The sequence below is a fragment of the Proteus vulgaris genome (assembly GCF_016647575.1).
Taxonomy (GTDB): Bacteria; Pseudomonadota; Gammaproteobacteria; order Enterobacterales; family Enterobacteriaceae; genus Proteus; species Proteus mirabilis_B.
On record NZ_CP032663.1, the window covers coordinates 546,545 to 564,200 of the forward strand.

A 17,656-nucleotide genomic window follows, 5' to 3' on the forward strand; every position below is an offset into this window, starting at 1 on the left:
ATTAGTGTGATTAATTATTTCTCCATATTGGAAGCAATACAGACTTATTTATTAATAAAATTCGATAAAATTGGGCTATAAATTAATTATCTTTGATAAAAACGTTATTTTGATTAATGTCACAGAGGTGCAAATAGGATGGATCTTGACAAAACGGATATGGGGATCCTTAAGTTGTTACAAGAAGAAGGGCGATTAAATAATGCGGAAATTGCTAAGCGTGTTTTTTTATCCCCACCGGCTTGCTGGAAGCGACTTAAGGCATTAGAAAAGGGAGTGATAAAGAATTATCGAGCAATAATTGAACCTAAGCATTTAGGGTTTAATTTTTATGCATTTATGAACATCACGTTAGATCTGCATTCTGAAGATAATATGGCGCATTTTGAACAAGAAATAATGAAAATTGATAATGTGATTTCTTGTCATAATATCTCAGGGCGATACGACTATATGTTGCAACTGGTCGTTAAAGATATGGAAGATTTTCATAACGTTTCAATGATGAAAGTGCGCGCAATTGGCAATATCAAAGAGATGAATACCAGCTTTAGTATTAGAGAAATAAAACCTTTTAAAGGGTTCCCTATTAAATAAATACCCATTAGAAAATCTGCAATAAAAAAGGCATAGTTAATAAACTATGCCTTTTCTTGTTAAGCGAGAAAGATTATTTCTCAGCTAAACCTAAACGTTTTTCAAGGTAGTGAATGTTGGTACCACCTTTTTGGAATTGCTCATCATTCATAATGAACTGGTGTAGTTCAATATTGGTTTTAATACCATCAATGATAAGTTCCGCCAGCGCATTCTTCATGCGAGAGATTGCGATTTCGCGTGTTTCACCGTAAGTGATCAATTTACCAATCATTGAATCATAGTGAGGTGGAACAGTATAACCAGCGTAAATATGCGATTCCCAACGCACGCCAAATCCACCTGGTGAGTGGAAGCGAGTGATTGTACCCGGGCTTGGCATGAAGGTTTTTGGATCTTCTGCGTTGATACGACATTCAATTGCATGACCATGAACGTTAACTTGATCTTGCGTTACTGATAAAGGTAAGCCAGATGCAATGCGTAACTGTTCTTTGATTAAGTCGATGCCAGTGATCATTTCTGTTACTGGATGTTCAACCTGAATACGGGTGTTCATCTCAATAAAGTAGAATTCACCATTTTCATACAAGAATTCGAATGTACCTGCACCACGATAGCCGATTTCAATACATGCGTTCGCACAGCGTTCGCCGATATTTTTACGGATTTCAGGGGTAATCCCCGGTGCTGGTGCTTCTTCAACCACTTTTTGGTGACGACGTTGCATTGAGCAATCACGTTCAGCCAAATAGATTGCATTACCTTGACCATCAGCCATAACTTGAATTTCAACATGGCGTGGGTTTTCAAGGTATTTTTCCATGTATACCATGTCGTTGCTAAATGCCGCTTTTGCTTCCGCACGCGTCATTGTAATGGATTGTTCTAGATCTTTTTCAGAACGAACAACACGCATACCGCGTCCACCACCGCCACCAGAGGCTTTGATGATAACTGGGTAGCCAATACGTTTAGCAATTTCAATATTTTTCGCAGTATCGTTACCTAAAGGACCGTCTGATCCTGGTACACAAGGAACACCTGCTTTTTTCATCGCTTCAATAGCAGAAACTTTGTCACCCATTAGGCGGATGGTTTCAGCTTTCGGACCGATAAAAATAAAGCCTGAGCGTTCAACTTGCTCTGCGAAATCAGCATTTTCAGACAGGAAACCGTATCCTGGATGAATGGCTTGTGCGCCACTGATCTCAGCCGCTGCAATAATTGCAGGGATATTTAGGTAACTTTTTGCTGAAGCAGCGGGACCAATACAGATAGTCTCGTCTGCCAGCAGAACGTGTTTTAAATCACGGTCTGCCGTGGAGTGTACAGCGACTGCTTTGATCCCAAGCTCTTTACATGCTCTTAGGATACGCAGTGCTATCTCACCACGGTTGGCAATGAGGATTTTTTCTAGCATGGACCTGCCTCGTTATTCGATAACAAAGAGTGGAGCGTCAAACTCAACGTTGTCGCCGTCTTGGCAAAGGATAGATTTAACAACACCCGCTTTGTCAGATTCAATCTGGTTCATCATTTTCATTGCTTCAACGATGCACAGAGTATCGCCTACATTGACTTGCTGACCGACTTCAACAAATTTCTTAGCTTCAGGGCTTGGTGAGCGGTAGAACGTTCCGACCATAGGTGAACGAACAACGTGACCGCTGATTTCTTGCGCTGGTGTAGCTGCTGGTGTTTCTGGCGCTACAGGCGCAACCGCATTTGCTAATGCAGGTTGAGGTGCCACTGGTGCCGCAAAATATTGCTGAGGAGCCATTTGACCCTGAAGACCAGAGTTACGACTAATACGTACTGACTCTTCACCTTCAGAGATTTCCAGTTCAGAAATGCCAGACTCTTCGACTAGCTCGATCAGTTTTTTAATTTTACGAATATCCATGAGTTGATTCCGTACTCTTTTTGATGTTTTTTATTAAGACAAGCGGCTGACCGCTGCCTGTAAAGCAAACCGATAACCTTCTGCACCTAATCCACAGATTACGCCTGTTGCGATATCAGAGAGATATGAATGGTGACGGAAAGGCTCCCGACTGTAGACATTGGACAGGTGAATTTCAATAAATGGAATATTCACCCCTAATAATGCATCACGCAGTGCAACACTGGTATGCGTGAAAGCTGCAGGGTTGATTAATATATAATCGACATTACCCCGAGCTGCATGAATTTTATTTATCAGCTCAAATTCAGCGTTAGACTGAAAATGACTGAGTTTCACATTTAATGCCTGAGCATCTGCTGACAAACTTTGAACGATATCATCCAGAGTTAAGTGTCCGTAGGTTTCCGGCTCTCTTGTTCCAAGCAGGTTTAGATTCGGACCATTCAGGAGCAAAATATGAAAATTTTCCGACATTATGCTTCTATCTCCGTCAATTCGTCAACGAAATGACAAAATAACCTGTGCTTTTCGTTTTGTCATCTTTTATTGTATCCAATGCTACGATACATATCACAAAGTCCGACATTATAGACATTTCACAGAAGATAACAGCAAAATACTGGTCTAATCAGGGAATGAAGGGTTTATTTTGATGAAAAGTTAAAAGTTTTTACAAGATTGTAAACGCGAGAAAGCAAAATAAACAGGTGTCTAAAAAATAATCATAACACTACGTTATTTATTGATGTCACTGGAAATCTGAGCTTCTTTGAGACTAATCATCAATATATATCATAAATGTGATCTGTGTCACAATTTAATATCACTTTCACACACAAAGAAGCTTATTCTGGCACTAAATAAGGTGAGTTAATGCCAGAAATAAGCAGATAAAAACCGAAAATTAGAGCTTTACTAAGGTTCGACCTGTTACCTGATTATCCATAATCATTTGGGCATAACGAGGAACCTCATCAAGCGTAATTTCTGTTGTCGCTTGTTGATAGAACGTTTCTGGCAGTAATTTTAATAAACGTTGCCAAACTTGAGCGCGTTTTTCTGCTGGAAAATAAACAGAATCGACACCCTGTAAGCGAACATTACGTAAAATAAAAGGCATGACTGTGGTTGGTAAAGAGAAACCACCTGCTAATCCACAAGCCGCTACGGTTCCGTTATAGTTTGTTTGTGACAGAATATTGGCAAGAATTTGCCCTCCTACGGTATCAATTGCACCCGCCCAGCGTTGTTTATCTAAAGCTCTACCTGCAGGTTCAAACTCTTCACGAGTGATAATATTTTTGGCACCGAGTTTGCGTAAATAGTCATGGTTACTCGCTCTGCCACTTAATGCGGTAACTTGGTAGCCTAATGCTGTTAGCAAACTAATGGCGGTACTTCCAACACCACCGCTGGCTCCAGTGACTAAAATATCACCACTTTCAGGTGTGATACCGCCTTGTTCTAATGCCATTACACAAAGCATGGCAGTAAAACCCGCAGTTCCAATTGTCATGGCATTTTTTAAAGAGAGTCCTTCTGGCACTACCGTTAGCCAATCACCTTTTACCCCCGCTTTTTGTGCAAGACCACCCCAGTGGTTTTCACCTACACCCCAGCCAGTTAATAAAACATGTTGACCAATATGGAAGCGAGGATCTTCGGTGTGATGAACAACGCCTGAAAAATCGATTCCCGGTACCATTGGGAATTGGCGCAGGATTTTTCCTTTGCCTGTGATCGCGAGTCCATCTTTATAGTTAAGCGTTGAGTAATGGATGTCGACAATAACTTCATGAATAGGCAGTGTTTTTTCATCAACACTTTGTATGCTGGCACTGAGTTTGTTGTCATTTTGTTCTACTAATAATGCTTTCATCTTGACCCCTCATCGATTTCTATTTGTGTCATGATAGGTGATTTTTTAGATCTCGTCGTGATTGTGCACAATATCTATTGTAATAATGAGACAAATAATCCTTTTTTAGTGTATAAACGGGGGTCCTACGTTTATTGGGGCAGAGATTATTCTGAGTTTTATATCTTGGTTATTAGATAACACCGTTAATGGTTTACGATTGGATAAAAATTAGCATTTCTCTTTATTACTCGAAATAAAGATAATGTGTTGCCTTAGAAGTATTCGAGGTAGGTACTCTGGTTGTTATCTCAGTCAAATTTTGCCGGTGAAACACCATTTAATATCAATAGAGTGATTGTGTTTATTCAAATGAATAAATTTTATTTGAACTTGCAACGAGACTTTTGAGTCACAGTTTGGCAACGAAGTGAGATTTTTCTTTATTGATGTGAACGTTGTTTGTATTGTTACATAACTTAAATATGAACAGCGTAGGATCGAAATTATGCGTTAATCGTTCTAATTAGCCCATTTTTATGCAGTTTTTTTCTGCTCCAATTGGGAAAAGTAACGTAGAATATTGTGCCTTTATGATTATTTACGTGTCCACTTTAATTTAAGTAGTGAATCGCGCCTTGTCGCTGCTTATTGTGGTTGATAGAGTAGACGGATTTTTCCGTCCCGGCTTGCAGGATTATCCTTTCGTATGTTTAAAAAATTTCGTGGCATGTTTTCCAACGATTTGTCTATTGACTTGGGTACCGCCAATACCCTTATTTATGTCAAAGGACAGGGTATTGTTCTCGATGAACCCTCCGTTGTCGCTATTCGTCAAGATCGCGCTGGCACATCAAAAAGTGTTGCAGCTGTAGGGCATGAAGCCAAACAGATGTTAGGGCGTACACCTGGGAATATCGCTGCTATCCGTCCAATGAAAGACGGTGTGATTGCTGATTTTTATGTAACCGAAAAAATGCTTCAGCACTTCATAAAACAGGTTCATAACAATAGCTTTATGCGTCCAAGTCCTCGTGTATTAGTCTGTGTACCAGTAGGGGCAACTCAAGTAGAACGCAGAGCTATCCGTGAATCAGCATTAAGTGCAGGTGCTCGCGAGGTGTTCTTAATTGAAGAACCTATGTCTGCGGCAATCGGTGCAGGTTTACCTGTTTCTGAAGCAACAGGCTCAATGGTGGTTGATATTGGTGGTGGTACAACAGAAGTTGCCGTGATCTCATTAAACGGTGTCGTTTACTCTTCTTCTGTTCGTATCGGCGGTGACCGTTTTGATGAAGCTATCATTAACTATGTGCGTCGTAACTACGGCTCACTGATTGGTGAAGCAACCGCAGAACGTATCAAACACGATATTGGTTCAGCTTACCCTTCTGATGAAGTCAATGAGATTGAAGTTCGCGGTCGTAACCTTGCAGAAGGTGTACCTCGTAGCTTTACATTAAACTCTAATGAAATTCTTGAAGCCTTACAGGAACCATTAACAGGTATTGTAAGTGCAGTCATGGTTGCATTAGAACAATGCCCGCCAGAGTTGGCTTCTGATATTTCAGAGCGCGGCATGGTATTAACCGGTGGTGGTGCGTTATTACGTAACCTAGACCGTTTATTAATGGAAGAAACAGGTATTCCGGTGATTGTGGCTGAAGATCCACTGACTTGTGTTGCACGTGGTGGTGGTAAAGCATTAGAAATGATCGATATGCACGGTGGCGATCTGTTTAGCGAAGATTGAGATTAATTCTAACAAGGGAGAATGGATTCCCCCTTGGTGAGAATATTAACGCCTGTTCTTTTACTTCTCCGTGTGAGTGATCTTAGAGTTTATGAAGCCAATTTTTAGTCGGGGCCCTTCCCTGCAACTAAGATTAATAATCGCCGTGGTTGTCGCTATCTCTTTATTGATTGCTGATAACCGTATTGGTGCATTTTCTAAAGTCCGCCAGTATCTTGATACTGCTGTTAGTCCCTTCTATTTTCTTGCAAATGGCCCACGCCGTTTCCTTGATCAAATTTCAGAAACATTTGCCACGCGTGAGCGTTTACAATTTGAGAATCAAGCGTTAAGAAAAGAGTTGTTAGTTCGTAGCGGAGAAAGCCAATTACTTGAACAATTTAAGCAAGAGAATGCCCGTTTACGAGAATTACTTGGTTCACCACTGCGCCAAAATGAACAAATGACAGTGACACAAGTGCTGTCTGGTAATAGTACGCCTTATCGAGATCAAGTGGTTATTGATAAAGGAACCAATGATGGCGTCTATGAAGGACAACCTGTTATTAGTGATAAAGGTGTTGTAGGACAAGTTATTGCCGTAAGTGAGCTTACGAGTCGTGTTCTATTAATATGTGACACTTCTCATGCATTACCAGTACAAGTTTTACGTAACGATATTCGTGTTATAGCTTCTGGTGCGGGTTGTGCTGATGATTTATTGTTAGAAGCATTACCTGCCAATATTGATATTCGTGTAGGCGATGTTTTAGTGACATCAGGATTGGGCGGTCGTTTCCCAGAAGGTTATCCGGTTGGTGTGGTGTCTTCCGTTAAAGTGGATAATCAACGGGCTTATTCCGTGATTAATGTTCGTCCATCAGCTGAGCTACAACGTTTACGCTATTTGCTTTTATTATGGAATGCATCAGATAAAACGGGAGAGCCCCCTCTGCCTTCAGAGGTTTATCACGCTGCTAATGAGCGTTTAATGCAACTGATGCCTCAAGTTTTACCTAATTATGAACAAGCAGGGCCACCGCTTCCTCGTTCTATGTCTCAAGAGCCGTTAGATAATACGGCTGAAGGGACTAACGGAACTGAGACACCAGCAACAACGCCTGCTGCAACAAATACACCTGCAAATACCAATAGAAGTAGGTAGACACGATGAATCCATATCAAAGTCGTGGGCGTTGGGTAGTTTGGCTCTCTTTTCTTGTCGCATTGGTTTTACAAATTATGCCATGGCCAGAACAGTTAGCAGTGTATCGACCTATTTGGCCTATGCTGTTTCTTATTTATTGGATAACCGCGATTCCTCATCGTGTCAGTGTCGGAACTGCATTTGTCTTGGGTATGATTATGGACTTAGTCCAAGGAACGACCTTAGGCGTTAATGCACTGGCTTATACTTTAGTGAGTTATGTCATCGCCTTTAAATATCAGCTTTTTTGTAATTTAGCGTTATGGCAACAAGCCTTAGTGGTGATGTTAAGTGTTGTCGTTGTTGATCTTACTGTATTTTGGGCGGAATTTTTACTTTCACCTGTGACTTTTCACCCTCAAGTATTCTGGAATAGCCCAGTCAGTGGTATTCTTTGGCCATGGCTTTATTTTTTGCTTCGCAAAATCCGTCACCAGTTTTTAGTTCACTAAGTTATTGGATCATGGCGGTCACTTTTGCGTTACCGTCATGAGGACATTATTTGTGACCACGCTTTACCTTGCTTCCAGCTCACCAAGAAGACGTGAACTTCTCGCGTTATTAGATATTGAATTTAGTATTATCACGCCAGCAATTGATGAAATTTGGCAACAAGGTGAAAAGCCAGAAGAGTATGTTCTTCGTTTGGCAAAAGAAAAATCACAAGAAGGTGTAAGACAAGCACCTCATGATTATCCCGTTTTAGGCTCTGATACTATTGTGGTTCATGATGGTCATATTCTTGAAAAGCCTCGTGATAAAACTCATGCCGCGCAAATCCTACGTTCACTTTCAGGCGCAACACATCAAGTGATGACGGCAATTGCTATCTCTAATAGAACACGTACATTGAGTCAATTAGTCGTCACACACGTCACTTTTAGAGAGATGACAGAGAGTGAGATTAGCGCGTATATTGAGTCAGGAGAGCCAATGGATAAAGCTGGCGCTTACGGTATTCAAGGAAAAGGAGGCCGTTTTGTTCAACGGATTGAGGGAAGTTATCATGCTGTTGTCGGATTGCCTCTTGTTGAAACCGAAGCGTTGATAGCTCAATTTTCGTCTCTAGCTAATGAGAAGGAGATTTCATGACAGCTGAGTTATTAGTGAATGTGACGCCATCTGAAACTCGTGTTGCCTATATTCGTGGAGGCATACTTCAAGAAATTCATGTCGAAAGAGAAGCAAAACGAGGTATCGTCGGAAACATCTACAAAGGTCGGGTAAGTCGCGTATTACCCGGGATGCAAGCTGCATTTATTGACATCGGGCTGGATAAAGCCGCTTTTCTACATGCTTCTGATATTATGCCTCACACCGAATGCATTGCGGGTGAAGAGCAGAAAAAATTTAATGTTCGTGATATTGCACAACTGGTGCATCAAGGACAAGACTTAATTGTACAAGTGGTTAAAGATCCTTTAGGAACCAAAGGCGCTCGCCTTACCACTGATATTACATTGCCTTCTCGTTATTTGGTCTTTATGCCTGGCGCATCTCATGTGGGCGTTTCTCAGCGAATTGACAGTGAAGAAGAGCGTGAGCGCTTAAAACAACTCGTTGAAGAGTATTGCGATGAAAATGGCGGTTTTATTATTCGTACAGCCGCTGAAGGTGTTGGCGAGAATGAAATTAAGCAAGATGCCGCTTTTCTTAAACGCTTATGGAATAAAATCATTGAGCGTAAGAAAAGAAATAAAACTCGCATTCAAATTTATGGCGAACTGGCTTTAGCGCAGCGTATTTTACGTGATTTCGCAGGTTCTGAATTAGATAGCATACGAGTTGATTCTAAATTAACCTACAATCAATTACAGGAATTTATTGGTGAATATATTCCTGAATTGACCGCTAAACTTGAATTACACCAAGGCAATCAGCCTATTTTTGATCTCTATGGTGTGGAAAGTGAAATTCAACGGGCTTTAGAGCGCAAAGTTGAATTGAAATCAGGTGGTTATTTAATTATCGATCAAACTGAAGCAATGACCACTATTGATATCAATACAGGGGCATTTGTTGGTCATAGAAATTTAGAAGAAACGATTTTTAATACTAATATTGAAGCAAGCCAAGCCATTGCTCGTCAATTACGGTTACGTAATTTAGGCGGTATCATCATTATTGACTTTATTGATATGAATAATGATGAACATAAACGCAGAGTATTGGCATCACTTGAACAAGCACTAAGTAAAGATAGAGTGAAAACAACGATTAATGGCTTCTCTCAACTTGGCTTAGTGGAAATGACTCGTAAAAGAACTCGAGAAAGTCTCGAACATGTTCTTTGTGATGACTGCCCAACTTGCCAAGGGCGAGGTACGGTAAAATCAGTTGAAACGGTTTGTTATGAGATTTTACGTGAAATAGTGCGCGTGCATAAAACGATTGATGCAGATCGCTTCTTGGTTTACGCCTCTTCAGCAGTGGCAGACACATTAAAAGGCGATGAGTCACATGCATTAGCAGAGGTTGAAATTTTTGTCGGTAAACAAGTGAAAGTGCAAACTGAGCTACTCTATAGTCAGGAGCAATTTGATGTGGTGATGATGTAATGGATTCGCCTTCCTAATGAATATGATGGCAGAAAGGAGACAAAAATGAAGCGGCTGCCTAAATACCTGTTAGTGATAACAGTTTTTTGCCTCATCGTTTTTGCCTTGGTATTAAGCGGATTTCGCTACTTTCTGCCTCGCTTAGATAGTTATCGTTCTGAAATAGAATCGTATCTTACGAAGCAACTCAATAGCCCTGTCTCCATGACAAAGATCGTGGGAGAGTGGCAAAATTTTGGTCCTGATATTCAAGTTGAAGGGCTGAATATTACCAATAAAGATGTGAACGTTACGGCAGAAAAAGTGACTTTTTCTTTTGACGTTTGGCGTTCATTATTCGCTTTTCGCCTTCATTTTCGTGAACTGACCTTTGAACAGTTATATGTTAATTACCATAGTCCTATTTTTACTGGGCAAAGTGGGGATATAACGTTAACTAAACCTGATGATATTTCTGCCATTTTCCTTGAACAGTTTGATCGCTTTAAACTGATTGAAAGCCGTTTTGTTTTTTTAACTCCTTCAGGAGACACCAGTACATTACATGTGCCTGAATTGATGTGGTTAAATCAAAAAAATCGTCATCGTGCTCAAGGCGAAGTCACTCTTGATACACCGATTAATCATTATGGTGGCTTAAAGGTACGTCTTGATCTCTATACCACAGAGAACGGTTTAATCGATAACGGTAAGGTATTTCTTACCGCAGATGATATTGATATCTCACCTTGGCTTAGTCAGTGGGTAAAAAATAATAGTGGGGTAGGCGAAGCTAAAGCGAGTTTATCTAACTGGATTGAAATTACTCAAGGACGTATTACGGGAAGTCAGTTGCAAATTCATCAAGGTGAAATGGACTGGAGTAGTGATGGAACCTCGCATGCATTAAAAGTTGAAGACTTAATATTGCGGATGAGAAGGCAAGAAAATGGTTGGCTTGCAGATATTCCTTATACTCGAAAAATTATAATGGATGGTGAAGAGTGGCCTGATGGTTATTTAGCAGTTCTTTATCAACCAAAAGAAAAACAACATGACGAAGCATGGCGTATTCGTGCCAAAAATATTGAGTTAGATAGGCTATATGCTGTATTGCCATTATTCTCTTTTTTAACACCTGATTTTGTTCGTCAATGGCAGTATCGCCAATTCTCTGGGGTAGTTAATGATTTTGCATTAGATCTCACTCCTGAGCATTTCGAGCAAAGCGCGATTAATCTCTCTTGGGAAAATGTGGGTTGGAAGCGTTGGCAAGAGATCCCTTCCGTGCAACATTTCAGTGGGCAATTAAAAGGCAGTATGCAACGCGGTGAGCTTAATTTCACTCTAGCAAACAGCGAAATAGATACTGGCGAATTGTTTAAAGCACCACTGAATATTGAGAAAGGGAAAGGCGCAGTTTATTGGACTTATTCTGGAGATGACTTATCTCTTTGGAGTGAAGGATTAGATGTTCAAGCTACATCAGCATGGGTTGCGGGTGATTTTCGTTATGAGAAACAAGGTGAAGATCAGCGCCTTTCTATACTCTCAGGTGTAAGAGTGACAAATGCAGGAGATGCATGGCGTTATTTGCCAGAAGAGTATGTTGGTAAAGAGCTGACACAATACCTCTCAGAGGCGATTATTGCGGGTAATATCGATAATGGAACCTTTATTTTTCATGGTGATCCCACCGATTTTCCTTTTGATAATCACAAAGGGTGGTTCCAAGTTTATGCCCCTGTCAAACACGCCACCTTTAAATTTGATAGCGAATGGCCAGCATTATTCGATCTAGATATTAATTTAGATTTTAAAAATGATGGGCTATGGATGTCTTCTGCACAAGCGAAAGTGGGTAAAGCCACTGCCACAAATTTAAGTGCGGTGATTGAGAGCTATCGACAAGAAAAGATCTTAATTAATGCAGATATTCAAGCCACAGGTGACGAGCTGAAAGAGTATTTCTTAGATTCTCAAATGGCGAGTATTGGCCATACACTTGAAGAGCTTAAAGTCGCAGGGAAAATCAATGGTACATTGAAATTAGATATTCCTTTTGGTGGTGAAGATGTGGTTGCTTCGGGTGATATTAATTTAAAAAATAATGATGTCACATTGAATTTTATGGATACCACCTTAAAGGGTGTCAGCGGACAATTTCGTTATCACAATGACAAACTTGAGAGTGATACATTAACGGCTAATTGGTTTGGGCAGCCTCTCGCTTTCTCATTTACAAGTCACAATGATACGGATAATTATCAGGTTGATGTCGGCTTGAAAGGGCAATGGGATATTCAAAAAATTCAAGGATTGCCTAGCGATATTCAACAGAAATTTAGTGGTGTATTTCCTTGGAGTGGCAAGGTTAATGTTAAGATCCCCGAAAAAGGCGATGTCGATTATCAAGTCGATTTAACCGGAAATATCAATGCATTAAGTAGCAAATTAACCGCGCCTGAAACCCTAGATTTAAAAAATTCACCGCCTATTGTTATTTCTGCAAAGGGTAACAGTGAAACCTTAAGCGTGAATGCAAGTGCTGAGAAACAGTGGAAGCTAAATAGTCAGTGGGCATTAGGAAAACAGTTACGATTATTACAAGGTAACCTTGTTTCTTCTTCTCTTAAATTGCCAGAATTGAGTTCACAACAACGCTTAACTATTGCCCTTAAAGGATTAGAAGGTGATAAATGGTTGCCAACATTAATGGCTTTTTCGTCTTTAACGCCGTCTGAAAATGAAGTCACTTTTCCTGATAATGTGCATATCAGTTTGCCTGATTTAAATTTTGCAGGGCAAAAATGGCGTGATCCTCAAACTGAAATTATGCGCATTCGTGAGGGTGTAAAATTTGCATTTTCAGGAAATGAATTACGAGGTGATGTGTTTATTCCTGAAGCATCAACACCTTGGCAAGTGAATATTAATTATCTCTATTTTAATGGTGTCTCTTCTACCCAAGAAGAAAAAACGTTAAAAATGGCGAACACTACTGATCCTAATGTATTGAAATTTTCTGTAAAAAATATCCCTTCTATTGATTTTGAATGTCGAGAATGTTGGGTAAATGGTCTACTTTTAGGACAAATTCAAGGTTCATTAAAGCAGAGTAATGGCACATTGCTTTTAACTAACGGTAAATTAGTAAATAGTAGCGGTGAGCTACATGTTAATGGCGAATGGTCGGACGATATCGCAGGAAACAACACTACAAAGCTACAAGGTAAGCTAAAAGCAGATGAAATTGATGAAATGGCAGCTTACTTTGGTTATATCGTTCCTATTTTGCAATCTCCTCTTTCTGCTGATTTTTCATTACAATGGCATAATACGCCGTGGAGTTTTGATCTTGCGACCTTAAATGGCGATATCAAATCGACTTTAGGTAAAGGGCGGATAGAAGAAGTGAATGTCGGACAAGCCGGTAAGTTACTTCGCCTTGTGAGTTTCGATGCACTTTTACGTAAATTACAGTTTGATTTTAGAGATACTTTCAGCGAGCATTTTGAGTATGACTCGATTAAGAGTGAAATTACGATTAATCAAGGTATTATGAATGCTGATAGTGTCCGAGTTGATGGTGTTATTGCCGATATTGCAATCAGTGGGAAAGTTGATTTACTTGAACGTAAAATGGACCTACAAGTTGTGGTAACGCCAGAGATTTCAGCAACAGTCGGTGTTGCTACTGCATTCGCTATAAACCCAATTGCAGGCGCCGCAGTGTTTGCGGCATCAAAGGTTCTGGGGCCACTTTGGAGTAAGATTTCAGTTATCCGTTATCATGTGACCGGAACTATGGAACAACCCAAAATTGACGAAGTACTGCGTCAGCTTAAGGAGAATCAGGCGTTATGAAAAAAGTTAATGTCGCACTTTTGCAACTTTGTAGCGGTAAAAACACAAAAAATAATCTAGCGCAAATTGAGCAACAGATTAAGCAATTACCCGATTCAGTGAAGCTTGTATTAACACCTGAGAATGCGTTACTTTTTTCAAACTCTAAAGATTACCATAAACACGCTGAAATTCAGGGCGATGGGCCTTTACAAAATGCTATCGCTAAAATGGCTCAGCGTTACAAAGTATGGATCTTAGTCGGTTCTATGCCATTGATTAGTCGAGACTCTCCAGATCAAATTACCAGCAGTAGTTTGGTGTTTGATGATGAAGGTGTTATTCGCGCTCGTTATGACAAAATCCATATGTTTGATGTCAGTATTGATGATGAGCAAGGCGAATATAACGAGTCTTCTATTTATCAACGCGGTGAGCGCCTAACCGTCGTTGATACTCCCGTTGGAAAATTAGGTTTAACTATTTGTTATGACTTACGCTTCCCGGGTATTTTCCAAGCATTAAGAGAAAAAGGAGCAGAGATAATCTCTGTGCCAGCTGCTTTTACCCGTTTAACAGGAAAAGCACACTGGGAACCTTTATTACGTGCTCGTGCCATTGAAAATCAGTGTATTATCTTAGCGCCAGCACAAGTGGGTACACATGATACGCGCCGGACTTGGGGCCATACCATGGCGATTGATGGTTGGGGTAAAGTCTTGAAAAAGAACCCAGATGCTGTCAGTGCACTAACGCTGAATGTTGGCGTCGAAAGTTTACACGGTATGCGTGAACAGATCCGAGTTGTAAAACATAACCGTTTTCGCCCGAAACTGACCCACTTAATCAAAAAAGTTAAGGATAAAGAAGAATTATGAGTTTAGCTGTTGTCAGCGAAAGTCTGTTGGAAGCAAACAAACTTAGTTTAGATGATTTAGCATCAACACTAGAGCAGCTTGCACAGCGTCAAATTGATTATGGTGATCTTTATTTTCAGTCAAGTTATCACGAGGCTTGGATCCTCGATGATCAGATCATTAAAGATGGCTCTTACAATATTGATCAAGGTGTTGGCGTTAGAGCAATTTATGGTGAAAAAACCGGTTTTGCTTATGCTGACCAACTAACGCTTAACGCACTTAACCAAAGTGCTCATGCTGCACGAAGTATTGTTCAGGCTAAAGGTAATGGTCGTATCCATACTTTAGGTGCTATTCAACATTCTCCGCTATACAGCTTAAATGATCCTCTGCAAAGCCTCTCTCGTGAAGAGAAAATTGCATTATTGCATGAGGTAGATAAAGCCGCTCGTGCTGAAGATAAACGCGTTAAACAAGTTAATGCGTCATTAACGGGTGTTTATGAGCATGTGTTGGTTGCAGCAACCGATGGTACGTTAGCCGCTGATGTACGTCCTTTAGTTCGCCTTTCTGTCAGTGTGCTGGTGGAAGAAGATGGCAAACGTGAGCGTGGCGCAAGTGGTGGCGGTGGTCGCTTTGGTTATGACTATTTCTTAACTAAAGCAGATGGTGAAAGCCATGCAGTTACTTATGCTCGTGAAGCAGTACGTATGGCATTAGTGAATTTATCAGCGATTGCAGCGCCCGCTGGAACAATGCCTGTGGTATTAGGCGCAGGATGGCCGGGTGTATTATTGCATGAAGCTGTGGGTCATGGTTTAGAAGGTGATTTCAACCGCCGTGAAACTTCTGTATTTTCTGGTCGCCTTGGTGAGAAAGTCACTTCCGAGCTTTGTACGATTGTTGATGATGGTACTCTTGAAGGCCGTCGAGGCTCTGTTGCTATCGACGATGAAGGTGTTCCGGGTCAATACAATGTCTTAATCGAAAACGGCATCTTAAAAGGCTATATGCAAGATAAGATGAATGCGCGTTTAATGGGTGTTGCACCAACAGGAAATGGTCGTCGTGAGTCTTATGCGCATCTTCCTATGCCTCGTATGACAAACACCTATATGTTAGCTGGTAAATCTTCTCCTGAAGAAATTATTGCCAGCGTTGATCGCGGTATTTACGCACCAAACTTTGGTGGCGGTCAGGTTGATATCACATCGGGTAAATTTGTTTTCTCAACCTCTGAAGCTTATTTAATCGAGAATGGAAAAATAACAAAACCAATTAAAGGGGCAACTCTGATTGGTTCAGGTATTGAAGCGATGCAACAGGTCTCTATGGTGGGTAATGATCTCGCTTTAGATAAAGGCGTCGGCGTTTGTGGTAAAGAAGGACAAAGCCTCCCTGTTGGTGTGGGTCAACCTACGTTGAAGCTTGATAAGATCACCGTAGGCGGTACTGCTTAATCTTTTTAATAGTTATTTATACGTATTAATTAAACTCCATCTTTTGATGGAGTTTTTTATCCCAGCGACAGTGAAGGTGCTAATTTATGGGTAAACGTTTATTACCAGTTATTATTGTTATTGCTGTTTTATTTGGTGTTCTCTATAAAGGTTTGCTTCCTGAAGCGAATGTATCCTCCTCTTCATCGCCAGTTTCTGTTCCAACATCATCAAGCAATAGCAGCAATAAACCAGCACAAATTCCTCTTTCTATTGATGAAAAAACACAAGCCAATGCAGTGGCTAACTATTTACAACGTCATCAACAGCTACCAAGTTTTTATCTCACTAAAAAACAGGCAAGAGAACAAGGTTGGAATGCGAAAGAAGGTAACTTATGTGAAGTTTTGCCGGGAAGAGCAATTGGTGGTGATCGCTTTATGAACCGTGAAAAACAGCTACCAGAAGAAGCAGGACGCCAGTGGTATGAAGCTGATGTGAATTATCACTGTGGTCATCGTGGTAGCGACAGATTGCTCTATTCGAATGATGGGTTGATTTATGTCACCACTGATCATTACCGCACAATGACAAAGGTTGCTCCTTAATGAAACAGGTTATCTTCGATTTTAAGACGCTAGTAGATAGAGATGCTTTTTATCAGGATTTTGCACTGCAATTTCAGTTAGATGATAATTTTGGCGATAACCTAGATGCATTGTGGGATGCGTTAGTAGGAGAAATAGAATTGCCTGTCAGTATTGTTTTTAAGCATCTACCTCATCATTCCCGTGATTTTCAGCCTTTAGTGGAAGTGATGCAAGAAGCACAGAATGAACTTGGTAAAGAGGCATTGAGCTTTCATTGTGAGCACAAAGCGAAAAAGTAATTAAGCGCAAAAAGTACGCCCTGAAAATCGCAGTGATACAGAATTTACACTGCGTTTTCAGGATGATCAGGTTTTATGCTGATTCTGATAAATCTTTTAGATATTGAAATAGTAAGCGGAATGATTTTGGTGGCTTATTCGCTTCTTTTTCTTTTTTCGCATTACGGATAAGTGTGCGTAATTGTTGACGATCTGCCATTGGATAAAGCGCCACGACTTCTTCAATCACTTCATTACCGCCTTCGACAAGGCGAATTCGCAGATCTTCAAGTTTATGTAACACTAAAATCTGTTGGTTGTGACGGTTTTTCAGTTTATCAAGCGCTTGACGGATCGGATCTTCGTCCACATTGCGCAGTAGTTTTCCAATATATTGAATTTGGCGACGGCGCGCTTCACGCTGTACTTTTTGTGCTAATTGAATAGAGGCTAATAATTTCTCATCTAATGGTACACGCTCTAATTCTTGTGCACTTAATTCAACTAATTCAGTACCCAGTTTTTTGAGTGCTTCAGCATCACGTTTAATTTCGCTTTTGCTGACCCAGATGATTTCGTCCTCTTCTTCCTCTTCTGACGATGTATCGTCAAATTCAGGATTGAGGTAATGCCACTCTTCAGGCTGCTTTGCCATAATAAAAATTCCTGTTGCAGAGTAAGCCGGGAGTGTGATTTGGTGAATGACCAAAAGCCCGACGGGTGATAACATTCATATATCTTCTATTGTAACTGGGAAAATCGCTTGTTGACCACCTGTCAATTGATTTACTTTGCTAAAAATA

Annotated in this window: 16 protein-coding genes; 11 read left to right on the plus strand and 5 right to left on the minus strand. The window is 40.5% G+C overall.

What is annotated here, in order from left to right:
• Window positions 1–138: 138 nt before the first annotated feature.
• Window positions 139–597, plus strand: coding sequence for an Lrp/AsnC family transcriptional regulator (locus D7029_RS02620; RefSeq protein WP_194951773.1), 459 nt, complete (start codon window positions 139–141; stop codon window positions 595–597).
• A gap of 73 nt (window positions 598–670) precedes the next feature.
• Here the strand turns inward: D7029_RS02620 and accC are convergent, their stop codons facing one another.
• The 4 genes from accC to D7029_RS02640 form a co-directional block, all read right to left on the minus strand.
• A complete protein-coding gene (accC, locus tag D7029_RS02625) occupies window positions 671–2,020 on the minus strand; it encodes an acetyl-CoA carboxylase biotin carboxylase subunit (RefSeq protein ID WP_194951774.1) in 1,350 nt (449 codons plus the stop codon).
• Between the two features lie 12 nt (window positions 2,021–2,032).
• Window positions 2,033–2,503: an acetyl-CoA carboxylase biotin carboxyl carrier protein gene (accB, locus tag D7029_RS02630; RefSeq protein WP_075671489.1), complete on the minus strand. Its 471-nt coding sequence runs from the start codon at window positions 2,501–2,503 to the stop codon at window positions 2,033–2,035.
• Between the two features lie 33 nt (window positions 2,504–2,536).
• Window positions 2,537–2,980: a type II 3-dehydroquinate dehydratase gene (aroQ, locus tag D7029_RS02635; protein ID WP_006535378.1), complete on the minus strand. Its 444-nt coding sequence runs from the start codon at window positions 2,978–2,980 to the stop codon at window positions 2,537–2,539.
• A 430-nt stretch (window positions 2,981–3,410) separates the two neighbouring features.
• Complete coding sequence (locus tag D7029_RS02640; protein ID WP_194951775.1) at window positions 3,411–4,385, minus strand: MDR family oxidoreductase; 975 nt, start codon at window positions 4,383–4,385, stop codon at window positions 3,411–3,413.
• 688 nt (window positions 4,386–5,073) lie between these two features.
• On the opposite strand from D7029_RS02640, the gene mreB reads away from it, so the two are divergent.
• The 10 genes from mreB to D7029_RS02690 all read left to right on the plus strand — a co-directional run bounded on the left by mreB (window position 5,074) and on the right by D7029_RS02690 (window position 16,874).
• The gene (gene mreB / locus D7029_RS02645; protein ID WP_023582893.1) at window positions 5,074–6,117 is read left to right on the plus strand and encodes a rod shape-determining protein MreB; all 1,044 of its coding nucleotides are present in this window, start codon (window positions 5,074–5,076) and stop codon (window positions 6,115–6,117) included.
• Window positions 6,118–6,208: 91 nt separating this feature from the next.
• Window positions 6,209–7,261, plus strand: a complete 1,053-nt coding sequence (gene mreC, locus D7029_RS02650; protein ID WP_194951776.1) for a rod shape-determining protein MreC — start codon at window positions 6,209–6,211, stop codon at window positions 7,259–7,261.
• A gap of 5 nt (window positions 7,262–7,266) precedes the next feature.
• On the plus strand, window positions 7,267–7,755 hold the full coding sequence (gene mreD / locus D7029_RS02655) for a rod shape-determining protein MreD (protein ID WP_088493819.1): 489 nt from the start codon (window positions 7,267–7,269) through the stop codon (window positions 7,753–7,755).
• 52 nt (window positions 7,756–7,807) lie between these two features.
• Window positions 7,808–8,395, plus strand: a complete 588-nt coding sequence (locus D7029_RS02660; protein WP_088493818.1) for a Maf family protein — start codon at window positions 7,808–7,810, stop codon at window positions 8,393–8,395.
• On the plus strand, window positions 8,392–9,861 hold the full coding sequence (gene rng / locus D7029_RS02665) for a ribonuclease G (RefSeq protein WP_088493817.1): 1,470 nt from the start codon (window positions 8,392–8,394) through the stop codon (window positions 9,859–9,861). The genes D7029_RS02660 and rng overlap by 4 nt, the downstream gene beginning before the upstream one ends.
• 45 nt (window positions 9,862–9,906) lie before the next feature.
• The gene (yhdP, locus tag D7029_RS02670) at window positions 9,907–13,707 is read left to right on the plus strand and encodes an AsmA2 domain-containing protein YhdP (RefSeq protein ID WP_194951777.1); all 3,801 of its coding nucleotides are present in this window, start codon (window positions 9,907–9,909) and stop codon (window positions 13,705–13,707) included.
• Window positions 13,704–14,564, plus strand: a complete 861-nt coding sequence (gene nit1 / locus D7029_RS02675) for a deaminated glutathione amidase (RefSeq protein WP_088493815.1) — start codon at window positions 13,704–13,706, stop codon at window positions 14,562–14,564. The genes yhdP and nit1 overlap by 4 nt, the downstream gene beginning before the upstream one ends.
• Complete coding sequence (gene tldD, locus D7029_RS02680; protein WP_088493814.1) at window positions 14,561–16,006, plus strand: metalloprotease TldD; 1,446 nt, start codon at window positions 14,561–14,563, stop codon at window positions 16,004–16,006. The genes nit1 and tldD overlap by 4 nt, the downstream gene beginning before the upstream one ends.
• An 86-nt stretch (window positions 16,007–16,092) precedes the next feature.
• Window positions 16,093–16,593, plus strand: coding sequence for a ribonuclease domain-containing protein (locus D7029_RS02685; RefSeq protein ID WP_194951778.1), 501 nt, complete (start codon window positions 16,093–16,095; stop codon window positions 16,591–16,593).
• Window positions 16,593–16,874, plus strand: a complete 282-nt coding sequence (locus tag D7029_RS02690) for a barstar family protein (RefSeq protein ID WP_088493812.1) — start codon at window positions 16,593–16,595, stop codon at window positions 16,872–16,874. The genes D7029_RS02685 and D7029_RS02690 overlap by 1 nt, the downstream gene beginning before the upstream one ends.
• Before the next feature lie 73 nt (window positions 16,875–16,947).
• On the opposite strand, the gene yjgA is transcribed toward D7029_RS02690, so the two are convergent.
• Window positions 16,948–17,508 carry a ribosome biogenesis factor YjgA gene (yjgA, locus tag D7029_RS02695; RefSeq protein WP_088495963.1) on the minus strand — a complete coding sequence of 187 codons (561 nt, stop codon included), beginning with the start codon at window positions 17,506–17,508 and terminating at the stop codon, window positions 16,948–16,950.
• Between the last annotated feature and the right edge of the window lie 148 nt (window positions 17,509–17,656).

Coding starts and splice junctions, on each gene's coding strand:
- D7029_RS02620 (WP_194951773.1), top strand. CDS start 139: ATGGATCTTGACAAAACGGATATGGGGATCCTTAAGTTGTTACAAGAA.
- accC (WP_194951774.1), bottom strand. CDS start 2,020: ATGCTAGAAAAAATCCTCATTGCCAACCGTGGTGAGATAGCACTGCGT.
- accB (WP_075671489.1), bottom strand. CDS start 2,503: ATGGATATTCGTAAAATTAAAAAACTGATCGAGCTAGTCGAAGAGTCT.
- aroQ (WP_006535378.1), bottom strand. CDS start 2,980: ATGTCGGAAAATTTTCATATTTTGCTCCTGAATGGTCCGAATCTAAAC.
- D7029_RS02640 (WP_194951775.1), bottom strand. CDS start 4,385: ATGAAAGCATTATTAGTAGAACAAAATGACAACAAACTCAGTGCCAGC.
- mreB (WP_023582893.1), top strand. CDS start 5,074: ATGTTTAAAAAATTTCGTGGCATGTTTTCCAACGATTTGTCTATTGAC.
- mreC (WP_194951776.1), top strand. CDS start 6,209: ATGAAGCCAATTTTTAGTCGGGGCCCTTCCCTGCAACTAAGATTAATA.
- mreD (WP_088493819.1), top strand. CDS start 7,267: ATGAATCCATATCAAAGTCGTGGGCGTTGGGTAGTTTGGCTCTCTTTT.
- rng (WP_088493817.1), top strand. CDS start 8,392: ATGACAGCTGAGTTATTAGTGAATGTGACGCCATCTGAAACTCGTGTT.
- yhdP (WP_194951777.1), top strand. CDS start 9,907: ATGAAGCGGCTGCCTAAATACCTGTTAGTGATAACAGTTTTTTGCCTC.
- nit1 (WP_088493815.1), top strand. CDS start 13,704: ATGAAAAAAGTTAATGTCGCACTTTTGCAACTTTGTAGCGGTAAAAAC.
- tldD (WP_088493814.1), top strand. CDS start 14,561: ATGAGTTTAGCTGTTGTCAGCGAAAGTCTGTTGGAAGCAAACAAACTT.
- D7029_RS02685 (WP_194951778.1), top strand. CDS start 16,093: ATGGGTAAACGTTTATTACCAGTTATTATTGTTATTGCTGTTTTATTT.
- D7029_RS02690 (WP_088493812.1), top strand. CDS start 16,593: ATGAAACAGGTTATCTTCGATTTTAAGACGCTAGTAGATAGAGATGCT.
- yjgA (WP_088495963.1), bottom strand. CDS start 17,508: ATGGCAAAGCAGCCTGAAGAGTGGCATTACCTCAATCCTGAATTTGAC.